A 24740-nucleotide genomic window follows, 5' to 3' on the forward strand; every position below is an offset into this window, starting at 1 on the left:
CTGCAAATTTGCATTTAATGTTAAATTTTGATATACTCAATTACTTACTAATAATTTTGTTAAAACAGTAAGTTACTCACTAATTTTTGATAGGTATGTCGAAAAATAGAGGCTATCTTCCAGCCAAATAAAGCACTTATTAATTTGGTTTTTCCAGCCGAGTAAAATTTTATATTAGACCCACCTAACTTATTGATTTTAATTTGAGTTTCGTAGCGAAGTGTTTTATACTCCGGATACATCGTATGTATATAAGCTTGATACATATTAGCAGAATAGAGTTTTACTCGTTTTGTATTTTCTTTATTCAAAAGAAGATCAGTGGATAGATCAATGGCCTTAATTGCGGAACGAAACGATTTTTTTGAACGCAAGCCTGATAAGGAATTCTCAGTTTGGCGGTAATATAAAATGGCTTCGGGAATAAATTTTATTTCTTTTGCTTTAAGACATAGCCTAGTGAAATATTCATAATCATTAATTAAACTTAATGATTCGTTCCATAAACCTCCATCATCAATAATTTTTTTAGGGATAATCCAACGCCCCCCTTGCCTCATATTACTTATTGGACTTAAAAGAAAATCAATTGGCTGCATTGTCTTCCAGAATTCATATTTGTATGGAACCGAATTACTTTTATTGAATGGACTATGAAAATCACTGCATCCGGAAAAATACATTAGTGTATTGTCAATGGTTTCGCTAAAGCATTTACTTATAAAATCATGATCTAAAATATCATCAGCATCTAAAAATTTTATAAAGTCTCCTTTTGATTTCAATATTCCAAAATTACTTGCAGAACATTGGCCTCTATTTTCATTGCGCCTGTATACTCGAATTACTTGTGATTCATAAGACATAGCTATTTCTAAAGAATTATCTGAGGAACAATCATCAATTATTATGATTTCTTTATTATTCCATGTTTGACTAATAGCGGATTCAATGCATTCCCTCAAGTATTTCTCAGCATTGTACACCGGGATAATTATTGAAACAAGCGGATTATCCATGATTTCTGATTTGTGGTTTGAAAAGTCTAATGAGCTTCTCCCTTAACCAAACTGCAAAAAAAGGATTAATTTTGGTTAAACTATTAAATAATTTACTGCCCGTTGTCGAACTAGGGTAATCTAGGTGTTTACTTATTGCCAATGCTTGTTTTATATAACCCCATTCTTCAAACATCGATAATGATGATATACATAACCAAAGTTGGTTTGATATTTCTTCAGCATATTGATTACCATGGCTTACGCTGATTTTTTTTAATACATGGTATCTAGCGATAGCACATTTTTGCGCATTATCTTGTGACATTGAATTTTTTACGTAATAATTAATTATGCTAAGTTCTGGCTCACTACAAAAAGATAATCCATTTATTGCAAGAGAAATATGCATAGCACAATCTTCATTGTATAACACTTTTGAATCGGTATCATAACCACCAGCATCCAGAAAGGCTCTCTTGTTGTATAAGCCACAGAATGGATTTATTTGTTCCATAATTGAATACTTAACTGCATCCTTTTCTAATAAAAAATTATCGAATTTTCTTATCCCTAACAGTTTATTAGTGTCATTATCTCTATATTCGTAGTCAAATAAGATAACATCGGGGCATTCCTGTTTATTTATCCATCTATGGGATAGGTTAGTGAAATTTGGCAAAAGTTCATCATCTGCATCATGGAAATGCAACCATTCAGATTTTGAAATCTTGGCTAGCTCATTTTTTCCAAACGAACATCCTTTATTTACAGTGCCGGATAAAACTATTGCTCCAAAACTTAATGCTATCTCAGAAGTATTATCGGTACTGCAATCATTGTAAACTAAAATCTCATCAAAAGGTATTGCTTGATTTAATGCAGACTTTAATAAACGAGGCAAGCACCACGCGGCATTATAAGCTGGAATACAAAGGGCAATTGTATTCATGAAATGTATTTGTACTTAATTCTTCTTATTAAATAACGTATAAGCTTCTTTAACGGCAGTTTGTTTAAAATAATATCAATAGAAAGGATTTCATCAGATGGCTCATAGATGGTATTTGTGTAAATATTCGATTTTTGTAGTGAAAAACAATCTATCACTTCATTATAGTGAAATAAATTTAATGCAATCAATTCTTCTGTGCAGAGTTCAGATTTTAATGTTTGATAGGCATTCTCAATAATTAAATTAGATGTTTTTTTATCAAGTGATAAAACTAGTTTAATACACTCTGCCAAATCCTTAGCATCATTTTTTGCGAATTTATATCCATTAACACCATGTACTATTAATTCAGAAATTCCTGCACCATCTGAGCATATTAAAATTGTACCAAAATTCATATATTCTAAGCCTGTAAAATTATAAACATCCCAAATTGAAGGTATTATAGCATAACTAGCTTTTTTTTGAATCTCAAAAATGCTACTATTTTCAATAGAACCCACCTCAATAATTTTTTTCCCCCAAATATTTGGATAATTTTTTCTCAAATTAGCTGATTTGGAAATTTTATCTTCAAATTTTGTGTCGCGGCCGCACCATTTTATTACTATATCATCTTCTAATTGTAACAATGCGTCGCACAAAATATCTGGACCTTTCCATTCTTGAACGCGTCCACAAACTATACCATAATTTTCTTTATTAACGTTTGAAGACTTGTTTTCGGCAGCTATAAAAACTGGTTTCAAAAAATATATTTTCTTATTAGGTAGTATTTGTTGCCAATAATTTAGATTAGTTTGGCTGTGAGTAATAAGTCTATCCGAAAAATTTAATAATGTTAACTCAGTATATCTATTTAAATCTCCCTCTAAACCTTGTTTTAGCTTAGGTTCATGCAAATCTATTTGCCCAGCACTACCATGTAGTCTTGTTATAACAGGTTTATTACGGTTTATTAACCACGGTATAAAACCTAACCCAAAATCGGTACATTCAATAATATCAAATCCTGCACCTTCATTTGATTGTTCCCACATCGCCCATGCTGAAGCTATATTACTTCTGTACTCTGGGAATAATTCATACTTTTGAAATTTTTGGAAATACAAATCATATATGTGAGGTTTTAAATATTCTACAGTTATTCCATTGTAGATATAATTTTCATTGATTTGTACATAACCGCTTCCCACAATTACTTTAATATTATGTATAGAATTTTTTAAAGCATTTAGATAATGTAAGTAATATGTAGAAATCCCAGCACCTGAATGTGGATAAAATTCTGGGAGGATAAAAAGAATATTCAATTTATAAACTAAGATTATTTTTATTCAAGTTCTTTTTAATCCAGATACTTCCAAAATTTCTACCGTACTTATCATTTGAGTCAGTAAGTTCTTTTTCCATAACTTTAAATTTCTCTGGCAAGTAATGCTTCAATGGTCCAAAAAAACAATAAGTTACATAATTTAAAAGCTGAAGCTCTTTATTAAATTTTTCAAGTGCTTTTATAGATATTCCTTTTTTATTAGAATATGGTAATCCTTCAACATGAATATCTGTTACACTCCACATTTCTCCAGGCTCTAATTTAGTATGGACAATATTTTGTTTTATTAATTCATTATTAACTTCTTCCATATAATGAATTGGATTGAAAAATGCCTTAATTCTTCTGAACAAACCTTTCCATATTTTTTTTACCGTATATGGTTCTTTAACAAAAACAGTATCACTAAGTAATTCACAGCGATTTTGGTATTTATTAGAGTTTACAGATTCAGACAAAGGATCTTGAAGTGTGATTAGTATACCATTTTCATTCAACTTTTCATTCAATTCATTAAAAAAAACTTCTAAGTTCGGAATGTGATGTAGAACGGAACTCACAATAATTAAATCGAATTTTTCATCTAATTCACTTAAATGACCACAAAATGCCTTAACATTTTTACCCCATTTTTTTGATCGTTTTATTGCTTGTTTAATCATGCCTGGTGACGTATCTAATAGCGTTACTTTACTTATGTAATTGCCTAGATTTGCTTCCAAGAGGATTGCAGTCGCTAAACCAGTACCACATCCAACATCTAATGCTGTTAGATTATTTCCAATAATTACATTATCTAGACTTTTTAGTAGAAGTGCTAATTGTTCAGGAAGATTTTTCCACATCCCTTGTTGAAGAGAATCATAATATTTAGATTCAATATTATGAAATACTAGGTTGATTTTAGAATGGAACTCTTCTATTGACAGCAAGTTTGATTTTTCTTTGAATAGAGGAAAAAGTGCTTTATATGGATTATGGGACATTTTTATTTACCGTTAATAAAGTTTAGTGCTTTAGCCAAATATCGAGTTAACCTTCGATTCTTATAGTCAATATATTTACCAATGTTATCGCTATATCCAAAGGAATGTTTTACTATAGATTTTCGAGGTGCATAAACATTCAATTCTATATGAAGGTCTGCCATAACAGAATCAACCCATCGAAGATCGTTTTTTAATTTGTAGATAATTCGTTCTAAGGATTTTGAGTTATAAACAATAGCCACTAGCCCTAATGTATTTTTTAATTTTAATATGTCATTACCAATATCTTCAGGAGCTAGGTAATGATTCTCTGCATATAAATACAGCATATCCCAATTAGTTGGTACCATTCTTAAAAAATCTGAAAATGCCAGTTTAAAATTTTTGGGTATAATAGCATCATCCTCGAAGATTATAAATTTATTAAATTTATTTCTTTGTGCATGTTCAAGAGTATAAATATGGCTCTCTCTTATCGCTAATTCACCTGCCGTTCCTGGCCAATTTAATAAATCAACATCTATTCCTTCAATGGCTTTTATTCTTAATATTTTCTCAATCCCTAAATACTTTGTTTTAGATTCAAATTTTGCACGCCGATCTGATCGATAATCTAGATTGATATAATATGCAGCATCAAATTCATAATTTAAATTGGTTTGCAATTTTTTATTTTTAAATTTCATTCAACTTATAAGTATTTTCTTTTTAATTGTTCAAAAAGACTGAATCTAGAATGTTTTCTATTTAACGATTTTAAGCTTTCGTTCCATAAATGAATAGCAAAACTGTTTTCACTTGGAAGTTCTATTATCTCCTGTTTCTTTAGTTTTTTATATAAATTTATTAAAGGTATCTGATACACAGAGACTGTGAAAATGTATCTACTTAATCTATAGCTAATTGGGTTAAACAATGAATGGTTAACTGTGAATTTCTTATTATTATTTATCTCAACTACACTTTTTACAAGGTCAACTCCAACTGCGTAATAAAGGTTATTAATGTTAAATTCTTCCCATTTATTCAAGCATTCTTTTATAAATGGGTGATTTGGAGGAAAGGATAAAACATTTATATTGGCATAGTCACCTTCCGGGATTTCTAAACTAGTAGTAATAATCTCTAGTGGAAGTGTATTAAAGTTTTTTAGGCAAATCACATCCATGTCAACCCACCATCCACCTTTTTTGTGTAAAAGATTTAGTCTAAAGATGTCTGAAAATGGAGCTTTGGAATTTGCCCCAAAGCCTTTTTTAATTTCATATTTATTACTTAAGGCCATGATATCACTTGCATTCATAACAATTGTTCCATCAGGTATACCAGCGACTTCTTCATAAGTATATAAATGAAACTCGTGCCCGTTTTTTAAAAATGATTTAATACATAGTTGTTCACTCACAGATAGTTTATTACCTATCCATAAAGACTGTATAGGTCTATTGTGTATATCTGCTTGCATTAATTCTTTCTAGTAAACCCACATTTAGTGTTTTTTCATCGCGATTAATATGGAACCATCTACGATAGTCATTTATACTTTTAAGTATATCATAGTCGTTCAGTTTCATTAATAAGTTGACTTGATCTTTGATAGGTTTATCTAAGGAAATCAATCCTGGCAATAGTTCTTTTGAAATATTTATGGAGCTAGCCAAATCACCAACTAAGCAGCAACCAGCATATGCACATTCCCGGAATTTTAACAATTCATAGTCAATTTTATTTGGTGTTACTAACATGAATCTGAACTGAGTTAAGTAATCAAGATAATTTTTTCCAATCATTGAGTGCTGTAACCTTTGACCAACATCAGGATATCCTGGATGCTTGAGATATTTAACTTTTCCATATGCCCACAACTTATGATAAGTGTTTATATGAAAATACCATCGAAGCGGATAAGCTTCAGGGGCAAGGCTTCCACTTATCAAAATCTTTTTTTTCCGATTAACAAAGTCAATCTCTGTCTCTTTATCTTTATTATAAGCATATGGAATTGTAAAAATTTTGTCATTACCATGTTTTTGTTTAAGTAGATATTGAACATAGTCTTCACTATAGGTGCTGTAGAAAAAGAGATTTTTATCTGGTTGCAGAGATAATAAATATTGGATGTTAGCATTGTCTATTGCTTCTTCCATACCATCTCCAACTCTAAATATGATTGTATGACAATTTAAATCGATTATTTTATTAAGCAGGGTAAAATCACTAGCTGATATTCTATTATCGACAATAAGAATTTTATCGACTGGGAGGTCAGTTTTAATGTGAGTGGTAGCCCAGTTACGGCTAGCGGCATAGCCTGGTCCAGCATCATCACAAATCATTTTAGAATAATTATAGTGGTTTGACAATAGGTAAAGAAAATTATTAAACATTATAATATGCTTTTAAAATTTTTCTTGAAAGATTATGAAGTTTATAACAAATATATTGTTGTATGCTTAGTTCAGAAACAATTCTTTTGCGATAATGGTTATATTCTGCTATGGTAATCTCCATGTTTTCATTGCTTTTTCCACTCGTACCAAATACTGCTACAGGTAAGTCAATATATTTAACTTTATGAGAAGATAGAAATACTTTTATGTTGAAAATCCAATCAGATATATATAGATACTCAACAGAATATATTCCTAGATCCTTAAACAAAACAGCTTTGTAGAATACAGCTTGGTGGCAAATAGTACCTCTAATTATATCATATTTTTTGATATTTAGTTTTTTAGTTATTAACTCACCCTGAAACTGAATATTTCCATAAATCAATTTATAATTTTTATTTTTTTTTGTAGTTTTAAAAATTTGATATAATATATCCCACAATAAATAGTCATCACTACCCATAAAATAAAGCCATTCTCCTTTTGCTAAAGCAATTCCTTTATTCATGGCATCATAAATGCCATTGTCAATTTCACTATGAATTTTAATTCTTGGATCATTATAAGCAATTGCGATATTTAATGTTTCATCTTTTGACAACCCATCAATTATCAGAATTTCAAAATCTTCAAACTTTTGAGTTAATATGCTTGCTAAACATTTATCTATAGTTTTTTCTGAGTTTAATGTGGGAATTATAATGGAGAAGAAAGTACTTTTTAATTCCATATTAGGCTTTAAAAATTTTATTCACAGAATTTAGCTTTTTAGTTTTATCAAATCTTTAATAGGTATAATGATATTATCAATTGGAAATAATCTAAACCCACTTATTATATATATCACATTCGCTTCATATTTAGTGTCCCATTTTTTTGACAAATTTGTTTTTGCCAACAAAAATTTTAAAAAACTTTTAATGAATACAATCAATCGAACTTTATTAGATATTAATGAGTAGCGTATTACAAGCATGTATTTACTTAAAATTTCTTGGCATTCATCAAATCCGATAAGCAATTTATCTCGATATTCCTCTGTTAATCTAGATTTAGGGATGAAATGAGTAAATTTTAAATCTGATGAATAATATAGTTCATAACCAAGCAATATAAATCTCATGCAAATTTCTGAATCGCCACCAGAACTCAGTAGTTTCCCCTTTCTATCTGATAGTAGTGAAGGCAAGTTTTTGAAAGCTTGTAAGTAAATTTTTTTTTTAAGTACTAAACCACTACCCCACAAAAAGTGCCTATTAGTTACAAAACCTGAACATTCTGCTTGTGATCCTATTGCATAACCACTTTTATAATTATCAAACCAGCTTGGCAACATATCAATATCTGAAACAAAATTACTCTGGCCACCTAATGCACCAATAGCACTATTAGTACTTATGATTTTGTATGCATTATTTAAGTAATCTTTATGTAACCAGTTATCATCATCACAAAAAAGAATGTATTCATATTTTGCTTCAATAACACCTTTGTTTCTTGCATTGCTTAACCCTGGTTGTTCTTCATTAATTATTCTAAAACTAACCGCAGAGATATTATTCCTTTCCCATTCATTTCTAGCTACAATTATTAGATTATCAGTAGAGGCATTATCTACTAGAATAATCTCCCATTGTATAGCTTTATCAACTTTCTGTAATGCCAAATGTTTTATGGTTTCGGGTAGACGTTCTGCGCTATTGTAGCAACACACGACAACAGAAATTCCTTTTAGATATTCAATCATCTTATCAATGATTTTAAAACCTTTTTAAGTGATGGAAGAAATTTTGGCTGTTTCTGTTCACGGATAATTGTTTCTTCTAACCCGTTAAGTTGATTTACTTTACTGTTAAAAAGTTCAGGATGAACGTAGGCGTTTACTGTGTTATTTTCATTCAAGCTAAATTGTTTTATTTTATCTCTTGTTGCATAGATTAACATATTTTGCTTATACCACCATTCCACATTCATATTATCCCAGAATATTGGCCTTAATAAATCTATTGGATAAAATTCTTTTTTCTCGAAAAGGTTTTTCCAATAGGCAGGCCATTGTTCATTAATATGATTTTGTCCTCCTTGATTTGGTATTGCGGCAGAAAACAATATAATGTCGCTGGCATTTGCTAAAGTTTGTACTATAGTTTCCGCTGCTTCTAAAGGTAAATGTTCTACTACTTCTAAAGAGATTGCTAAATCGTATTTTTGATTAAAACTAATTGGTAATGTTAGATCATGTAATCTGAATTCTTCTTCATTAATGAAGAGCTTATCCTGAGTTAAGTTTCCATCTAAACCTATAACTGTTGCACCTAAATCTTTAGCGACTGAAAGCCATGTTCCGGTACCGCAACCAATATCTATTACCGATTTACAATTAAAAAATTCAAAAAGAAAAGGTAAAACTTCTTCAGCAGCTTTGGTATTATGTATATCTGGTGTATGGATGTAATTAGGTTGTTCCATATCCATCATTTTTTATGATATAACAAATGCCTTGTGCGCTGGTATATATTCTGCTGGTTGATGAGATTGAAGATAAATAATCATGTACAGCTCTACTACATCCATCCCAAGCAAAATAATCATCTAAAATAATTACACCATGTGTATTTACTTTTGGATATAAATATTTAAGACAATCCATTGTTGATTCGTACCAGTCTCCATCTAGCCTTAATATCGCAATAGGCTCTTCCATTTTATAAGTAGGCAATGTTTCGTTAAACCAACCCTTAACTAGTTTGAACTCAACACCAGCTAAATTCATCGCTTCAGTGGCAAATTCAATTTCAGCGGTACAATTATTAAAGTAGTTTTCTCCGTTGATATTTCTTTGCCATTCTATTGCTGCTTTCCCATCAATTTCTTTTGCTTTTGGTAAGCCTTCAAAACTATCAAATAGATAATATTTTTTGTGCTTTCCAGCCATTTCAGCTAAGCCCGCCATCATTCCACCTCGCCAAACTCCACATTCTACAATATTGCCTTCAATTGATAAAAATTGATTGCACAGAACTAGATTTTCGGTATATAAATTTTCTGGAATCATGGTGTATGACTGGTATTTCGTATAAATTTTTTGAAATGATTGCACTAAATTGAATTGAACATCATTAATTCTGTGTATTGAGAAACCAAGTTTATTAATAAATTTTTTTGTCCATTTTTTCATTTCTTTAATTAATTATAGTACTATTGGCGATTATAGATCCATTGCTTGTGCTGTGAGGAAAAGTTCTTTTTGACTGGGGAGAATTTATTATTTCGAAAGAAACAATTTCTCTTTGCCAATCATAGGTATGGTCGTTGTGTGGGCCAATCCAAATTGACAGGCTATAATTGTCAGGTATCAAACCATTTAATTCAATTTCATAGGATTTTTTTTTATTTTTTTCATCAAAGTCTATAAAGGGGTCAAGTTTAGGTATTGCTTGTAAAATAGTTGTTCCAAATCCATTCTGAATGTCAAATGCAATAAATGCAGATGCAAAATTCCCGTCAGAACCAGTTGTAACATCCATTACAAGTTTATGATAAGGCTGGCTACCCAATAGCTGTATTTGAACTTCATATATATGTGGATTCTTTTTAATGGTTTCACTTTTCCAAATATTATTTGTTTCACTAATATAACTTTGAGAATATTTCTGAACTGCCCCGGTTACTTTACCTCTATAATTAACGAATCCGTTTTGTAAAACAATTGCAGATTTACATAGCTCAATAATACTTCCCATATTATGGCTCACAAATAACACCGTCCTCCCTTCGCCTTTGCTCACTTCACCCATCTTTCCCAAGCACTTTTTCTGAAACTCCGCATCACCGACTGCTAACACCTCGTCAACAATTAAAATTTCAGATTCTAGATGAGCCGCCACAGCAAAAGCCAGCCTTACATACATGCCAGATGAATATCTTTTAACGGGTGTATCTAAATAACGTTCGATGCCTGCGAAATCCACAATCTCCTCCAATTTGCGTTGGATCTCTTTTTTGCGCATGCCTAAAATGGCACCATTGAGAAAGATATTTTCTCGTCCAGAAAGTTCAGGATGGAAACCCGTTCCCACTTCCAGTAAACTGGCAATTCTACCTTTCCCAGAAATCCTTCCTGTAGTAGGAGCGGTAACCTTACTTAAAATTTTTAACAGTGTACTCTTGCCAGCTCCATTCCGACCAATAATCCCTACAGCATCACCTTGTTCGATTTCGAAGTTGATGTCTTTTAAACTCCAAACCACATCACTTTCACTTTTGGTATTCTGATTGTTGCTTTCACCAATCCTTAAAAATGGATCTTCTTTGCCCCGCATGCGGGCATACCAGCGCTCCAAATCACGACTGATCGTTCCAGTTCCAATCTGGCCCAGCTGATAAGCTTTGCTTAAATTTTCTACTTTTATTGCGATGTTTGACAAGGTTATGAGGTTGAGGTTAAGGACTAAATTAAGGATAAATAGTTCTTAAACTTTTAATCAGCTTGTTAAGTTCAAAATGTATTTGTTCATTAAGTACGATTAAACTGCTAACTTTTTGTACATCAAAATGCCCTACTTTTTGTCCATAAATAAGTTGGTTTTTTGATTCTAATAAAGATCCTCTAGACGTTACATAAAATCTTTTTTTATCGAGATTTGTCTCCCTTCCAAAACCTTCAGCTAAATTATCCGAAACTGAAACGGAAGATCTTCTGATTTGGGAAGTTAGTGCGTAATCTTCTTGCTTAGGTAGATCAACCGTTAATTTAAATATTTCAACAGCATACTCCATAGATAGTTTCCAAACAGGCATTTCAGTGAAATCGTAATACATTGAGGTTGAAGGTTAAGATTTAGACTAAGGCTTAGGTTAAGGTTAAGTTTAATGTTGCGGTGTAGGCTTTATGTTTACCAATCTTAAAATTTAATTTCAGCCTTGGTCTCAATCTCAATTAGGCCTCAACCTCGATCTCAACCTCATTAAACCGTATCCACAAAATTCCGTTCTACTTTATTAAATACCACAACACCTATTAGAAGCAATGCAAACGTAACTCCGCAAGCATAGCCTATACTCCCCCAGCTAAGACTTCCTTCTCCCAAAAAGCCATAGCGAAAAGTTTCGATGATGGGGGTCATGGGGTTATATTCTATAATCCATGCGTAGGCTGGGTATTTTTTAAAAGCTTCGGATAGGGGATAGATTACCGTCGTCGCATACATCAAGAGCTGTACTCCAAACGTAACTAAGAAAGCCAGATCACGGTATTTAGTGGTCATGGCGGAAATAATCATTCCTGCGCCTAAACCCAATAAAGCCATCAATGCTACAATGATGGGAAATAAGGAAATTGCCCAAGTCACATTGAATGCTGCACCTACAACAAAATGATAATAACCCATCATTAAAAGGAATAATAGCATTTGCACCCCAAAACGAACTAAGTTGCTTACCACAATACTGAGCGGCATAATGAGTCTTGGAAAGTATACTTTGCCAAATATCCCCGCATTATCTTTAAACACCGTAGATGTTTTGGTTAAGCAGTCTGCAAAGTAATTCCATGCCGTTATACCCGCCATGTAGAATAAAGGTTTGGGTAATCCATCTGTGGAGATACCAGCGAGGTTTCCAAAAATAAACGTGAAAATAATCGTGGTAAACAGCGGCTGGATAAAAAACCAAAGCGGGCCTAAAATGGTCTGTTTATAAAAAGAAACAAAATCTCTTCTTACCAATAGCCACAACAAATCTCGGTAAGCCCAAACCTCATTCAATTTCAAATCAAATAAAGAAGCTTTTGCTTCAATGGTCCAACTATGTTCTTCTTTATGATCCAAAATTAATATCTAATTCTATTTTTGTTTCCGTCGTCCTCTCGAACAACATTTTTTATGTTGGAGAGATCTCATTTTGCAATTTGTCTTTCAAAGATCTCTCCTGTGCCTCGTTCGAGATGACGGGTTTACCAATGAGTTTATGCAGGGGCTGAGGTCAGCAATTCCTCCACTTGCTCTACATACCTTTCAAAGCCAAAATGTGTTTCAACCATTTGCTGTCTTTGAGCAATCTCATCTTCAGTCAGTGGTTGTGCCAAAAGCTGAATTAATTCCTGATAAATTGCGTCGCTATCTTCAGGATCTACTAATAAGCCTAATTCTCCATCTAATAAAGCATCTCTGCTGCCATCTGCATTACCTGCTAAAACCTTACATCCACTGGCAATTGCTTCTAAATAAACCAACCCGAAGCCTTCACCCTTGCTCGGCATGGCAAAAACATCAGCCAGTTGATAGAGATCCTTTAATTCTTGATCATTTATATAGCCTGCTAAAATAACATGGTCTTGCAGTTTGCAATCTTGAATAAGCTGTAAAACTCTTTGTTTTTCTGTTTCATCGGCTTTGCCAGCAATAATGTATTTTACCTTTGGAGATGTTTTGATTACATCCTTTAAAGCCAATAAAACCATGTCATAGCCTTTGTATTGTTCCAATGATGATAATCTGCAAACGGTTAGCACCACTTGATCATCTGTGGAAATCCGATATCGATCCTGCGTATTGGCCTTTAAGCTTTCCGTCGAAGAATAAGAATAGCTCCGCGGTAAACTGTTATTCAAAATTTTGATGTCTTTATTTTGAACATGGTTTATTTTTTGAAGCTGTTCCGCTGTATATCGACTTACTGCCCAAATTTCAATTCCGTTTAAAAATTCCCGTTTCCATTTTGCTAAGGGTTTCCAAACTTCAATGCCATGCGCAAACAAAATAATCCGTTTTCTAGGGCTCAATTTTCTGATCAGCTTGGCAAAGGGTAGAAGGTGAACGTGACTTAATATAATGGTATCGGCGGTAAAAGCGTTTTTTAATATTGCTAATCCAAGTAAAAATTTGTTGCCGTTAAGGCCTTTATGATTGCTAACATTTTTTAAGTCGTGCAGTGATAAAGTCAAATGACCTTTGATTTTATGGATACTTTTCAGTTCCTCCATAACCTCGATAAATGTTCTGCAGACCTTTTCAATGCCACCTGTTAAACTATAGGTATACAAGCTTAAAAAAAGAATCTTTTCGTTTTTCAATTATTATCGCTTTTGGCTATCTGGTACAATGCAAAAGCTTTCGACCAATGCAATTTCCCTGCTTTGAATTTTCTGATCAATTGAAGGGTATGCCCATCATAACTTTTTTCATTTACAATTTTTTCGTTCTTTAAAAACCATTGTTGCAAAGGGAAAGTAAAACCCATTTTAGGTCGGTTCCAAATGGATTCTGGAAGTATATATTTAAAAGCATCGATCAACAATCCTTTTGGGCGGACTGGAAACCTTTGTTGATTTGCAATGTTGTGTATTGTTGCTAAAAAATCCTGATCTAAAAACGGTACCCGAACTTCTATGCCATGATGCATGCTCATAAAATCGGTGTCTTTTAAGAGTTGATTCTGCATAAATAGGTGGGCTTCCATCCACGCAATTCTTTCTTCTCCTTCCAATAAATCAATCGACTTGTTAATCGGGAAATCTTCCAACAACTGATCAATTCTTTTTTGATCAATATTTAATATTTTGGCAATGGCTTGAGGCGTGAAAAATCCCCTTAAAAAAGATACTCCCCAATTGGGTTTTGGTAACTTAAATAGGAAATTCGCTTGAGTTTATCATGAGGGATATATGCCGATAATCTCAAAAGAGAACGAGGGGTGCGTTTTAACCTTTTGATTAATTTCACTCTTTTGAAAGAAGGATATCCACCTAAAAGTTCATCCGCACCAATTCCAGAGAGCACCGCTTTTAAACCATCAGCTTTTGCATATTGCGTAACAAACCAGGAATTAATGCCGTCATTTGTCGGCTGATCCATGGCTTCCAAAATTTGATCAAAGTTTGCTGATAAATCTGCTTCCTTAACCTGGTAACTATGATGCGCTCCATTAATTTGATCGGCAATTATTTTTTGAAAACGTTCCTCCGAATAAGCTTCCTCTTCAAAATTAATAGACAAACTTTTTAAGTTTTTTCCAATGCTTTGATCTGCCAAAAGGGTGATAATACTGGAGTCAATTCCTCCGCTCAAAAATACACCAAGTGGCGCATCTGCAATCAAAGTTTGCTTTACAGCATGTTCCAATTTCTGTGCGATCAATTGGCTTGCTTTCTGCTGATCAAAAACCGTTTTCGGCTTGAGGTCTTCTTTAAATGAAGCTATAAAGAAGTTATTTCCTTGATGATCCCATTTTAAGAAATGTCCAGGATCTAGTGATTCCACTTCCTGCAGGGTAGTGAAGGGATGCGGGATGTGACCGAAAGCCAGGAAATAAATTTTCCAATCAGGGTTTTCTTCAAAAGGATAGGAGCATGCTTTGAATGCTTTTACTTCAGAGGCGAAAATTAAACGATTGTCAGCCGCTGTATAATAAAGTGGCTTGATCCCGATTTGATCTCTCACCAAAAAAGTGATTTGCTTAACTTTATCGTAAATGGCAAAAGCAAACATTCCAGCGAACTTTTTGAAGCTTTCCACTCCCCAAAATTGATATGCAGCCAGGATTACTTCTGTATCGCTTTGGGTATTGAAAATTAATCCCTCAGCGGTTAATTCCTTTTTTAATTCGAGATAGTTATAAATTTCCCCATTAAAAGTGATGGTTAAATTTTTATCCGGGTCACTCATCGGCTGATGGCCATTTGTGGTAAGGTCTATCAAGGCCAATCGTCGATGGCCAAACTGCAAACCCAATGCAGGCGCTGCAAAAAAACCTTCATCATCTGGCCCGCCATGTTTCATGCTGTCGCACATCAGCTGAACATCTCTAAAAAGTTGTTCAGGATTTTGGTTTTGATCAATTATACCAGCGATACGACACATTAAATTACGATGTACGAATGACGATTTTAGATTGAGTTAAGCTTATTCTTAAAACCACGAAAGATGATGGCCGAACACAGCTTCGCCCTCTCAGTCACATTTTTTTTTTGTAAAAAGGAACTGATTAAGCTAAGATGCTGTCTCACTTAAGCGCAACATCTTTTTATGTTTTCTAAAACCAAACAGTTTATGCTAACTGTTCAATTTATTGATTTTATATCTACTGCCCTGCGATGCCTTCCACTGTTTCTACTACGAATAATTCCATCAGCCTCGTCTGCATTTTACCTAACAGAAAGCCCTTCATTCTAGCTCCCTCTTTTTCAGGAGAGGACTGTCCCGACATTTCTTCGGGAGCGGGGGATGAGGTTTTTTTTCTTTCCCTCAAGGGTTATACGGCGTAAAAGACAGATTGCCGCGTCGTTCCTCCTCGCAATAACGACTTTTAACATTTTCTATACTTAAATCGGTTCCACAAATGCCATCGAGGTATTAATTTCAATGGAATATCCGATATTATCTAAACGTAAAATAATACGTTGTTTATTGTGTACTGAAACCATTTCTGCAATCATATCTTTAAAAGGTCCAGCTTTAATCAGCACTTTCTGCCCTGGTTTAATCTCATGGTCGAAAACTTCCAACTCTTCGTCGGTAGCCAATAATAACTTCAGTTGATCGATTTGCTGGTCGGGCATAGAAGCTATTTTTCCAGAAAAATAGAGAAACCTTGAAATCCCGTTCGTCATTAAAACTTCGCTATGCTCTTTAGTTGAGATATGGACGAAGAGATAGGATTTAATTAAAGGCTCTTCTATGATTTTTTTCCGGTCGCTCCATTGTTTTAATGTTTTTTTTAGTGGCAGATAAGCCTTAATGCCTTTGCGCAGCAATTCATCATAAGCTTTTTTCTCAGCTCTTGATCGCGTATAAACAGGAAACCATTTATAGTTTTGATCAATCATAAGCGAAATCTAGATTGAAAGTTCCGATCATCGTGGAGAGTTGATCCCGATTACTGGAAGCTACGATAAAAAAAACAGAATAGATCAAAGATTGTCCTTGTAAGAAAACTACAAGGGTTCTTAATTTGTAGATATAAGAAAAATTTAACCAAATGGGACGAGCAATCATCAATGAGATTGTGGTTTATAAATTTTAATTTGTCAGGAGCAATATAGAATCAAAACTACTCAATTCTAATGTTAAAACCGTTTTTTTTCTTCTTAAATTATTGCGAAATGTCAATTAATATTTCTGGATTGTTGATCGATTTCTTTAAAATCAAATGAAACGAATTTTAAAGAAATAGGGCTTGCTGAAAAAACGCCAATAGATCGGTGTGCATAGACAGTGCTTTGATGTCATTTATCTACCACGGAATGTTTTCTATTGTGCAATTCCAATTGGTCTGGTTGCCAAAATCTTCATTAGATCTCAAACTACTTTTTCTTCCAAAACATCCACCACTTTCTATTTTCGTCATCGTAATATCCAGAACCTGAATATCCAGAATAATCAGAATAATAGTAGGTACTGTTGCCGCCGCCACGAGAATAATCTGTTGTATAATAGTTAGCATAAAGCGCATCATCGCCGAATGCATTCAAAATGATCGCTAAATTACTCAATCCATATTCTCTCGATAAACGCTCGGGAATGTTAGCGGCTCTTTGTTGTGAAACTCCAGAACGAATCACAAACAAGTTAATATCAGAAGACCGGATTAATGGAATGGCATCAGAAACCAAACCAACTGGTGCGGTATCTACCAAAACATAATCATAATCGGCTTCCAGTTTTTTTAGTAAATCTTTCATCGCCGCAGTGTGCAGTAATTCTGAAGGATTTGGAGGAACAGGTCCGGAAGGGATAAAATCGATATGATGAACTTCATCATGAATCATCACCTCTTCTAAGCTAGCCTGACCGGAAAGCAATGAACTCAATCCTTTTTTATTGTCACTCCCAAAAGCCTTGTGCAATTTAGATTTACGCAAATCGGCTGCAACCAGGATCACTCTTTTCTCTATCAAGGCCAAAGTACTGGCAAGGTTAATCGTAACAAATGATTTCCCTTCTCCTGAAATTTCTGAAGTGATACAAATGACCTTGCTGGCCTTGTGGTTTGCCAGAAAACTTAAGTTCGTTCGAACTGATCTCACCGATTCTGCAAAAACAGATTTGGGTTTTGATAACGAAAGTGCTTGTCTGCTATCCTGGTCTATATAATCTGGAAATTTGCGGATCACACCAATGATAGGCGTATGCGTCAATCCTTCAACAGTTTCCTTATCGTAAATGTATGGGTTTAAAAAACGAACCAATAAAATCAAGCCAAAACCTGAGGCCAAACCTAGCATAAGTGCTGTGCTGTAAGCTTTGCTGCTGTTTGGAGAAATGGCATAGTAAGAAGGGTAGGCCGGGTTTACAATGGATGCACCCGGAACAATAGCTGCGGCGTTCATCTCCGCTTCGAGTTTCTTTTCTGATAAATATGATCTTACTTTATTGTTTACTTCGAAGTTGGTTTGCAGTTTCACAAAGTTTTGCTCCTTTACCGGGATAGTGCTCATGCTTTGGGTAACCCCTGCAATTTGATTATCGATGTAGCGGATAGTGGCCTCGTTATTTTTACGCATGCCCTGAATGCTGCTTCTAATGCCCGATTTTACATTAGCGATCTGTTGCTCCACCTGTTTAACGGGTTGCGATTCGGGGTTAAATTGATTAAGCTTTATTTCCCTATTAGCTAGTAATGTATTGAGCTGCGTAACCAGTGCGCCCAAGCCTGTACTTAAATCGCCTTCTAAATCAACCCCAATTTCTACTTTATTTCGGTTGTTGTTGATCTGTTCCTCCAACTGTTTAATGCCCAGCAATTTAAGATTGAGTTCTGTTTTCTGTTTTTCAAAGTCTGCAAGTTTCCCTACTGTCATCGCAGTAGAGGAACTCATGTCGACCATTTTATTTTGTGTTTTATAATTGGCTAGGGTACTGCCTGACTTTCCTGCCTCGGTATTGATAAAACCGAGTTGATTATCAATAAAATCTACCGTTTGCCTGGCCGATCTTCTTCGCTGAATCACATCATACTTCACGTATTCCTTCATGATCGCATTTAGAATATCTGCAGCAAAAACGGCATTGGCATCCGTTTGGCTCAAGCTCATTACGTTGGTAAAACGGGCAGCCTCACCTATGTTTAAGCCGCCCATTGCACGGCCTATAAAATCTTCTTTGCTATTAAATTTGAATTGGTAGGTGCTGTTAATCGGGATTTTGTCTTTAATCCGAAAGGTCATATTTCCCATATCTATGCTCTGTCCGTACTTTATGGTCGATTTGGCATCCTCATTATCAGCTGAAGAAATTTGAAAACTTTGATTGTCAATTCCTTTGACCGAATATAGTGATCTGCCAAAATTTACGCTGTCTTGCTTAATAATTTCGATAACGAAAGGCACATTTGGGTAAAGCTCCGTGGTTCTCACGCGGCCTTTTAAGTAATAGCTGATTTTATAATCAAGCGTTTTAACAGCATTTGCAATCACTTCATTACTGCGAATGGTAAAACTCTCTGCCTGAATTTTGTCGGTGTAGTTATAATTTTGCATGGCTGCCTGGCCACCTGTGCTAATAGCAGGATTGCTATCTTCTAATTTTAATGATGCACTGGTTTGATAAATGGGAGGGGTGTACCATAAATAAAGCCATGCGCCGCAAAGCGCAACGGTTACGGTAAAAGCAACCCAATACCAGCGACTTAAAAATACCCTGAAGATTTTATAGAAATCAATACTTTGGCTTACAGCCTTTTTCTCTGGCACTAACTCTGTCAATGTATACTGTTTTAGATTGTTTGGGACAAAAAGATAATGTGATAAAGATAAGCGGTATTTTTTAAAAGAAGTGATGTTGCTGCAAATTTAACAGCAAATTAAATTTGATATTGCGACAAGCGCAACGTCGTTTTGGGAGGTTGTATTATAAAATAATTTGCCACAGACATTGTCACGGTGAGCTTGTCGAAGCGCTATTGCAGGCAATTCAATGCGTCCTTCGACAGGTTCAGAATGACATATCTTACCTATGATAAAGCAAAAAAAAATGGAAACAAAGTTTATGATCGATTAATAATCAACTACAGAATAATGAACAGGTAAGCTATACAACTGATGTTTCCGCTGTCTTTCTAGCAACAGGCTGTGGCACTTTTACATAGTATCCGGTTCCATCATATGGGCGTTTACGCGGATTTGTAGTACAAGCTGTGGAACAGCATCCTTGTAACTCTTCGCCGCATTCATCGCATTGCGTAATGTGCTCATTACACTCTGGATTAGCACAGTTGATCATTTTAGGTGTGGTTTTTCCACAGTTATAACAAACTGAAACCACAGTTGGATTAACCTCATTAACGTCAACGGCAATACGGTTATCGAAAACATAACATTTGCCTTCAAAATCCTTTCCGCCAGCTTCTTTGCCATATTTGATAATGCCACCATGCAATTGATACACATCGTTAAAACCATGGTGAAGCAATAGCGCAGAAGCTTTTTCGCACTTAATACCGCCAGTGCAATAGGTTAAAATCTTCTTGTCTTTATATTGGGCGAGCTGGTTAATCTGCTCCGGAAAATCTCTGAAATTTTCAATATCAAGGGTGATGGCATTTTTAAACTTCCCTAAATTATGCTCATAATTTGAGCGAACATCTAGAATCACGACGTCTTCATCATCTTTCATTTTCATGAATTCTGTAGGCTCCAAATGTTTTCCTGTTTTCTCATTCGGATTGATGATTGAAGTATCCCGTAAGCCAGAATGAACAATCTCCGATTTATAACGGCAATGCATTTTCAGAAACGATGGTTCTTCCACCTCATCAATTTTAAATTCTGTTTTTGCAAAACGCTCATCTGCATGGATGGCTTTCATGTAAGCCTCACATGATTCGGGGCTACCAGAAACAGTGCCATTCAAACCTTCATCAGCCACTATAATACGGCCAACTAAATTCAATGATTTACAAAATTTTAGGTGATCGGCAGCAAATTGTTCTGCCTCTGCTATGTAACTATAGCAATAGTAAAGAAGTGTTTGATATTTTTTCATAACGCTATTGATACCGTTGCAAACGGCGTTTAAAGCGGGGCAAAGATAATAAAAAAAGGCAGAAGGTAAAAAGGCAAAAGATTGAAGGAAAACCATCAACCTTACTACTTTCAACCTTTTACCTTTTAAAAACCGTACGCTATTCTAAATCCTTGAGTCAATTTTGTTGGGCCATCATAAGCAAAACCATAACTCACTCTTAGTACCAATCGTTGTATACCGAAATAAAATTCCTTATAATTTCTTTTTTCAGGTGATGATAAATAGCCTCCACCAATAAATTCCTCAAGCTTCGCTTTGCGTAATAATGGTACTTTATTTAAGAAAAAGCCTGCAAAATTGTGCTCAACATGGGCCTCAAAATATTGTTGATTGGTGCTAAACTGATAGAAATCGAGGTACTGAAACTTCCTTAAGTTTGGTGGGAAGATAGTAGAAATGTTACCGGAAAAATGTTTGTATTCCGGGTAGTAAACCTTGTCATTATTTAGAAATTTTCCGGCACCAACAAGGAAGGAAGTATAACCCCATAAGCCTAAACCTATCCGGTCTTGCGCTATTTCAACTTTAGCAAAATCATAATCAATATCGCTACCCAAAACACCATTAAATCCTTTTTTATACAGCACTGTAATTTTAGGGAAGTTAGATTCGGTATAAAACTTTCCATCAGGGCGGGTAATGTATTTTTGCCCGATGGTATAGGTTAAACTTGCCGTTGCGCTAAATGATTTATAGGTAGGAAAAAGTGGTATTTCTGCATTTGGAGAGAATGGATTGTTTGAGGTAAACTCCCTGTCTTTCGCATCAAAAAACTTAAAATTTGTACTGTTGGTTAAGGTGTTGCTTTTACTATAATCTGCACTTAAACTGGCCTGCAAACCGCTGGCCAACTCTCTTGTGGTATATAAACTCACAAAGCTTTTTTCGTAAAATTTCGGGAAATTCTTTTCATAAAGTAAAGAGTTAATGGTATTTCCCAGAGGGGTCATCGAACCCAGGTTATTTAAATCAAAAATTCCATTACCGAAAGAGCCGCCAAAAGAGGCACGTTTCAATGGATCGTAATAATAATTTCCGGTTAAGCTTCCGGTTAACTTTTTGTTGGCAAAACCGTATCTCAGCTCCGGTCTGATGGAATAGGAGCGTCTATTTTCGAAATCCTGGCGATAAGTTACCCCATATTTAATGGCAAATCCCTCCACGGTATTATAAAAGATGGATTTTAAAACAGGATCAAAATTTAAATAGTGCTTATCGTAGCGATCGTTTTTACTATAGCCCCTGAGTAATAATTTAGTGATCTTAAACTCATTGTTCTCTTTCTCTAACGAATCCAAATAAACTTTCGACTCTTTCCGCTTAGCAATACTGTCTTTTTTGATATAGTTTAGCTGCTCATCCGGGGTCAAGGGAATAGGGCGATTATTGATCCAGTAAAGGGAATCTTTCTTATTCACCGCTTTGGTAATCTTCAATATTTCTCCATTGAAGCGGTCTTTAGGAAACTTAGGGTCGAGATCATAATTGCTGTAAACGCCGACAAAATAGCCCGCAAATTTAAACCCTAAAACGCTGCCGGCGAACTGAAAATTGATGTTCGTTGGCATATAAGTGTCTTTAACTTTCGTGAATTGCTGATTAATATTTAGCGTGTCAATAAAATTGATACCTGATTTCTCCGTCAGGTAAACATCCGTATTGTAAATTCTCCAGCTTTCATCTATAATATAAATGTAGCCTCTAAAAACAGGATCGTTTTCCCTTCGGGGAATCACTTGAATTTTATGAATCAATTCGCCGTTTTCTTTGGATTCGCCAACCAACTTATATTTGTAGTAAAAAAGGGCATTATCAGCAATAGGCGAAATAAAACCTCTTGCACTGAGCTTGTTTTCCAGTAGATAATTATCATAAAAATTGATAATTAAATCAGAAGCCTTATTAAAACTGAAAGCATTATTTCTTCCGGCCACTTTCGAAGAAATCATTTCTTCATGAACATCGTTAGGTCTGCGGAAACTAAATTTACTGTTTGATTCAGAAAGGTAAAGAATCCCTTGTCGGTTCGAATCCAATTCCATAACCTTTTGAATATCTCTGCCCATAAATTTCTTGGGTGCGCCTTTTAACCTTTGTACGCCCTTGATATAAACATCGCAGGTAAAGGCATTTACCTCTTCTAAATGTGTTTTGCGCTGCTTTATGGCTTTTCTAATAATCTCAAATGCAGGGTCTTCGGCATTGCCTTTAATGGTTACATTTTCAAGGGTATAACTTTCAGATGCCAGGATCACGTCGTGGTTAATGGTTTCCGATAACTTTACCTTATAATCCTGTTGTTTATAACCAACTGCCCGGTAGCTTATGATATGATCACCTTTTTCAAGTTTAATAGCGTATTTCCCATCAACATTTGCCGATGTTCCGGTAGTGGTATTTTTAATGTAAACTGATGCAAAAGGAACTGGTTGTCCGCCTGTATCCTTAATTGTTCCGCTAACCGTATATTGTTGTGCTATTGCCAGCTGGGTTAAACAACAAAGAAGGATGAGTGCGCAGAGTCGGGTCATGTTTATTAGTTAGTAAGCTATAAATATCGAATAAGTTTTAACACTATACACATAGTGGTGTGTTAAAGTTTGTTAAGTTGAATAAAAAATAAGCTTTTAGCCGTTTGATATCTTTTATAAAGGATTCAAAAGCGCATTTTGATAAAATATCAAACGTTTGCGCTTAAATAGTTACAAGCAATCAAGGTGGTTTTAAGTTGCCAAGAAGTTTTTTTTATAACTTTGGAAAAAGAAAAAATATTAAAAAAGCCATGTATAAAACACTTAAACCTGTTCTCCAAAAAGAACTTGAAGAAATAGAAAACGCTGGGTTATTTAAACGCGAACGCATAATCATAACACCACAAGGTGCAGATATTAAAGTAAGCGGCGGTGCAGAGGTGATCAATTTTTGTGCAAATAATTACCTGGGTCTTTCTTCGCATCCTAAAGTAATCGAGGCGGCAAAAAAAGCGATTGATGATCATGGCTATGGAATGTCTTCGGTTCGTTTTATCTGCGGAACGCAGGATGTTCATAAGGAATTGGAAGCGAAAATATCTCAATTTTTAGGTACGGAAGATACCATTTTATATGCTGCTGCCTTTGATGCCAATGGGGGCGTTTTTGAACCTTTGTTTAATGCTGAAGATGCAATTATTTCTGATGAATTAAACCACGCTTCTATTATTGATGGCGTTCGTTTGTGTAAAGCACAGCGTTTCCGTTATAAAAATGCCGATATGGAAGATTTGGAAAAGCAACTGATTGCTGCCAAAGATTGCAGACATAGGATCATTGTTACTGATGGTGCTTTTTCTATGGATGGATCAGTAGCGCCGCTTGACAAAATCGCTGACCTGGCTGATCAATATGAAGCGCTGATCATGATTGATGAATCGCACTGCTCTGGCTTTATTGGTAAAACGGGTAGAGGTACTCACGAGCATTTCAATGTAATGGATCGGATTGATATCATCACCGGTACCTTAGGAAAAGCATTGGGAGGCGCTTCTGGCGGTTTCACTTCTGGTAAAAAAGAAATTATCGATATGTTGCGTCAGCGTTCTCGTCCATATTTATTCTCCAATACTTTAGCGCCTGCTATCGCTGGAGCATCAATCGCGGTATTGGATATGTTGAGCGAAACTACATCGCTTAGGGATAAGCTGGAAAGCAACACCAAATATTTCCGTCAAAAAATGACTGAAGCTGGCTTTGATATCAAACCAGGCTTTCACCCAATTGTACCGGTAATGCTTTACGATGCTAAAATAGCGCAGGAGTTTGCGGCAAAAATGCTAGATGAAGGTATTTATGTGATCGGATTTTTCTATCCTGTAGTTCCGCAAGGTAAAGCCCGGATCCGTGTGCAGCTCTCAGCAGGTCATGAGCAACACCACTTGGATAAAGCCATTGCTGCTTTTACAAAAGTTGGTAAAGAATTAGGAGTGATTTAACTTCTATAAGTTTTATATGATTTAAGAAAGCTGCTTAATTGCGGCTTTTTTCGTTTTGAGTTCATTTTCTTTTATAAT

General features: G+C 34.8%; 22 protein-coding genes. 1 reads left to right on the plus strand and 21 read right to left on the minus strand.

Going from position 1 to position 24740, the window contains the following annotated elements; genetic code table 11:
- Positions 1-59: 59 nt before the first annotated feature.
- From ACZZZC_RS07045 to ACZZZC_RS07145, 21 genes are all read right to left on the minus strand, one after another.
- On the minus strand, positions 60-1019 hold the full coding sequence (locus tag ACZZZC_RS07045; protein ID WP_463485438.1) for a glycosyltransferase family 2 protein: 960 nt from the start codon (positions 1017-1019) through the stop codon (positions 60-62).
- Positions 1012-1950, minus strand: coding sequence for a glycosyltransferase family 2 protein (locus ACZZZC_RS07050; protein WP_463485439.1), 939 nt, complete (start codon positions 1948-1950; stop codon positions 1012-1014). The genes ACZZZC_RS07045 and ACZZZC_RS07050 overlap by 8 nt, the downstream gene beginning before the upstream one ends.
- Positions 1947-3266 (minus strand): glycosyltransferase family 4 protein, encoded by a 1320-nt coding sequence (locus tag ACZZZC_RS07055; protein WP_463485440.1) that lies wholly within the window; start codon positions 3264-3266, stop codon positions 1947-1949. The genes ACZZZC_RS07050 and ACZZZC_RS07055 overlap by 4 nt, the downstream gene beginning before the upstream one ends.
- A 1-nt stretch (position 3267) precedes the next feature.
- Entirely contained in the window at positions 3268-4275 is a 1008-nt protein-coding gene (locus ACZZZC_RS07060) for a class I SAM-dependent methyltransferase (RefSeq protein ID WP_463485441.1), read from the minus strand.
- 2 nt (positions 4276-4277) lie between these two features.
- A complete protein-coding gene (locus tag ACZZZC_RS07065) occupies positions 4278-4964 on the minus strand; it encodes a glycosyltransferase family 25 protein (RefSeq protein ID WP_463485442.1) in 687 nt (228 codons plus the stop codon).
- 5 nt (positions 4965-4969) lie between these two features.
- Complete coding sequence (locus ACZZZC_RS07070) at positions 4970-5743, minus strand: glycosyltransferase (RefSeq protein ID WP_463485443.1); 774 nt, start codon at positions 5741-5743, stop codon at positions 4970-4972.
- Positions 5721-6665 (minus strand): hypothetical protein, encoded by a 945-nt coding sequence (locus tag ACZZZC_RS07075; protein WP_463485444.1) that lies wholly within the window; start codon positions 6663-6665, stop codon positions 5721-5723. Before ACZZZC_RS07075 ends, ACZZZC_RS07070 begins: the two co-directional genes overlap by 23 nt.
- Positions 6658-7401: a glycosyltransferase family 2 protein gene (locus ACZZZC_RS07080; RefSeq protein WP_463485445.1), complete on the minus strand. Its 744-nt coding sequence runs from the start codon at positions 7399-7401 to the stop codon at positions 6658-6660. Before ACZZZC_RS07080 ends, ACZZZC_RS07075 begins: the two co-directional genes overlap by 8 nt.
- Before the next feature lie 30 nt (positions 7402-7431).
- Positions 7432-8418 (minus strand): glycosyltransferase, encoded by a 987-nt coding sequence (locus ACZZZC_RS07085; protein WP_463485446.1) that lies wholly within the window; start codon positions 8416-8418, stop codon positions 7432-7434.
- Positions 8415-9140 carry a class I SAM-dependent methyltransferase gene (locus ACZZZC_RS07090; RefSeq protein ID WP_463485447.1) on the minus strand — a complete coding sequence of 242 codons (726 nt, stop codon included), beginning with the start codon at positions 9138-9140 and terminating at the stop codon, positions 8415-8417. The genes ACZZZC_RS07085 and ACZZZC_RS07090 overlap by 4 nt, the downstream gene beginning before the upstream one ends.
- A complete protein-coding gene (locus ACZZZC_RS07095) occupies positions 9127-9849 on the minus strand; it encodes a TylF/MycF/NovP-related O-methyltransferase (RefSeq protein ID WP_463485448.1) in 723 nt (240 codons plus the stop codon). Before ACZZZC_RS07095 ends, ACZZZC_RS07090 begins: the two co-directional genes overlap by 14 nt.
- A 4-nt stretch (positions 9850-9853) precedes the next feature.
- A complete protein-coding gene (locus ACZZZC_RS07100; RefSeq protein WP_463485449.1) occupies positions 9854-11098 on the minus strand; it encodes an ABC transporter ATP-binding protein in 1245 nt (414 codons plus the stop codon).
- 28 nt (positions 11099-11126) lie between these two features.
- A complete protein-coding gene (locus tag ACZZZC_RS07105) occupies positions 11127-11492 on the minus strand; it encodes a four helix bundle protein (RefSeq protein ID WP_463485450.1) in 366 nt (121 codons plus the stop codon).
- Between the two features lie 146 nt (positions 11493-11638).
- Positions 11639-12499, minus strand: a complete 861-nt coding sequence (locus ACZZZC_RS07110) for an ABC transporter permease (protein WP_463485451.1) — start codon at positions 12497-12499, stop codon at positions 11639-11641.
- A gap of 137 nt (positions 12500-12636) precedes the next feature.
- Positions 12637-13743, minus strand: a complete 1107-nt coding sequence (locus tag ACZZZC_RS07115; RefSeq protein WP_463485452.1) for a glycosyltransferase family 4 protein — start codon at positions 13741-13743, stop codon at positions 12637-12639.
- Positions 13740-14195, minus strand: coding sequence for an asparagine synthase-related protein (locus tag ACZZZC_RS07120; RefSeq protein WP_463486852.1), 456 nt, complete (start codon positions 14193-14195; stop codon positions 13740-13742). Before ACZZZC_RS07120 ends, ACZZZC_RS07115 begins: the two co-directional genes overlap by 4 nt.
- Positions 14196-14260: 65 nt before the next feature.
- A complete protein-coding gene (asnB, locus tag ACZZZC_RS07125) occupies positions 14261-15529 on the minus strand; it encodes an asparagine synthase (glutamine-hydrolyzing) (RefSeq protein WP_463486853.1) in 1269 nt (422 codons plus the stop codon).
- 461 nt (positions 15530-15990) lie between these two features.
- Positions 15991-16494 carry a UpxY family transcription antiterminator gene (locus tag ACZZZC_RS07130; RefSeq protein WP_463485454.1) on the minus strand — a complete coding sequence of 168 codons (504 nt, stop codon included), beginning with the start codon at positions 16492-16494 and terminating at the stop codon, positions 15991-15993.
- A gap of 477 nt (positions 16495-16971) precedes the next feature.
- Positions 16972-19371 carry a GumC family protein gene (locus tag ACZZZC_RS07135; RefSeq protein ID WP_463485455.1) on the minus strand — a complete coding sequence of 800 codons (2400 nt, stop codon included), beginning with the start codon at positions 19369-19371 and terminating at the stop codon, positions 16972-16974.
- A gap of 325 nt (positions 19372-19696) precedes the next feature.
- Positions 19697-20650, minus strand: coding sequence for an oxygen-dependent tRNA uridine(34) hydroxylase TrhO (gene trhO / locus ACZZZC_RS07140; RefSeq protein ID WP_463485456.1), 954 nt, complete (start codon positions 20648-20650; stop codon positions 19697-19699).
- Between the two features lie 125 nt (positions 20651-20775).
- Complete coding sequence (locus tag ACZZZC_RS07145; protein WP_463485457.1) at positions 20776-23223, minus strand: DUF5686 and carboxypeptidase regulatory-like domain-containing protein; 2448 nt, start codon at positions 23221-23223, stop codon at positions 20776-20778.
- A 251-nt stretch (positions 23224-23474) separates the two neighbouring features.
- On the opposite strand from ACZZZC_RS07145, the gene kbl reads away from it, so the two are divergent.
- Positions 23475-24662, plus strand: a complete 1188-nt coding sequence (gene kbl / locus ACZZZC_RS07150) for a glycine C-acetyltransferase (protein WP_463485458.1) — start codon at positions 23475-23477, stop codon at positions 24660-24662.
- Positions 24663-24740: the final 78 nt, after the last annotated feature.

It is taken from the genome of Pedobacter sp. AC212 (assembly GCF_979258625.1).

Bases quoted from the DNA above. Each gene is read 5' to 3' on its own strand.
- ACZZZC_RS07045 (WP_463485438.1), bottom strand. From the start codon at position 1,019: ATGGATAATCCGCTTGTTTCAATAATTATCCCGGTGTACAATGCTGAG.
- ACZZZC_RS07145 (WP_463485457.1), bottom strand. From the start codon at position 23,223: ATGACCCGACTCTGCGCACTCATCCTTCTTTGTTGTTTAACCCAGCTG.
- ACZZZC_RS07060 (WP_463485441.1), bottom strand. From the start codon at position 4,275: ATGTCCCATAATCCATATAAAGCACTTTTTCCTCTATTCAAAGAAAAA.
- asnB (WP_463486853.1), bottom strand. From the start codon at position 15,529: ATGTGTCGTATCGCTGGTATAATTGATCAAAACCAAAATCCTGAACAA.
- ACZZZC_RS07130 (WP_463485454.1), bottom strand. From the start codon at position 16,494: ATGATTGATCAAAACTATAAATGGTTTCCTGTTTATACGCGATCAAGA.
- ACZZZC_RS07080 (WP_463485445.1), bottom strand. From the start codon at position 7,401: ATGGAATTAAAAAGTACTTTCTTCTCCATTATAATTCCCACATTAAAC.
- kbl (WP_463485458.1), top strand. From the start codon at position 23,475: ATGTATAAAACACTTAAACCTGTTCTCCAAAAAGAACTTGAAGAAATA.
- ACZZZC_RS07090 (WP_463485447.1), bottom strand. From the start codon at position 9,140: ATGGAACAACCTAATTACATCCATACACCAGATATACATAATACCAAA.
- ACZZZC_RS07095 (WP_463485448.1), bottom strand. From the start codon at position 9,849: ATGAAAAAATGGACAAAAAAATTTATTAATAAACTTGGTTTCTCAATA.
- ACZZZC_RS07065 (WP_463485442.1), bottom strand. From the start codon at position 4,964: ATGAAATTTAAAAATAAAAAATTGCAAACCAATTTAAATTATGAATTT.
- ACZZZC_RS07105 (WP_463485450.1), bottom strand. From the start codon at position 11,492: ATGTATTACGATTTCACTGAAATGCCTGTTTGGAAACTATCTATGGAG.
- ACZZZC_RS07050 (WP_463485439.1), bottom strand. From the start codon at position 1,950: ATGAATACAATTGCCCTTTGTATTCCAGCTTATAATGCCGCGTGGTGC.
- ACZZZC_RS07075 (WP_463485444.1), bottom strand. From the start codon at position 6,665: ATGTTTAATAATTTTCTTTACCTATTGTCAAACCACTATAATTATTCT.
- ACZZZC_RS07085 (WP_463485446.1), bottom strand. From the start codon at position 8,418: ATGATTGAATATCTAAAAGGAATTTCTGTTGTCGTGTGTTGCTACAAT.
- ACZZZC_RS07070 (WP_463485443.1), bottom strand. From the start codon at position 5,743: ATGCAAGCAGATATACACAATAGACCTATACAGTCTTTATGGATAGGT.
- trhO (WP_463485456.1), bottom strand. From the start codon at position 20,650: ATGAAAAAATATCAAACACTTCTTTACTATTGCTATAGTTACATAGCA.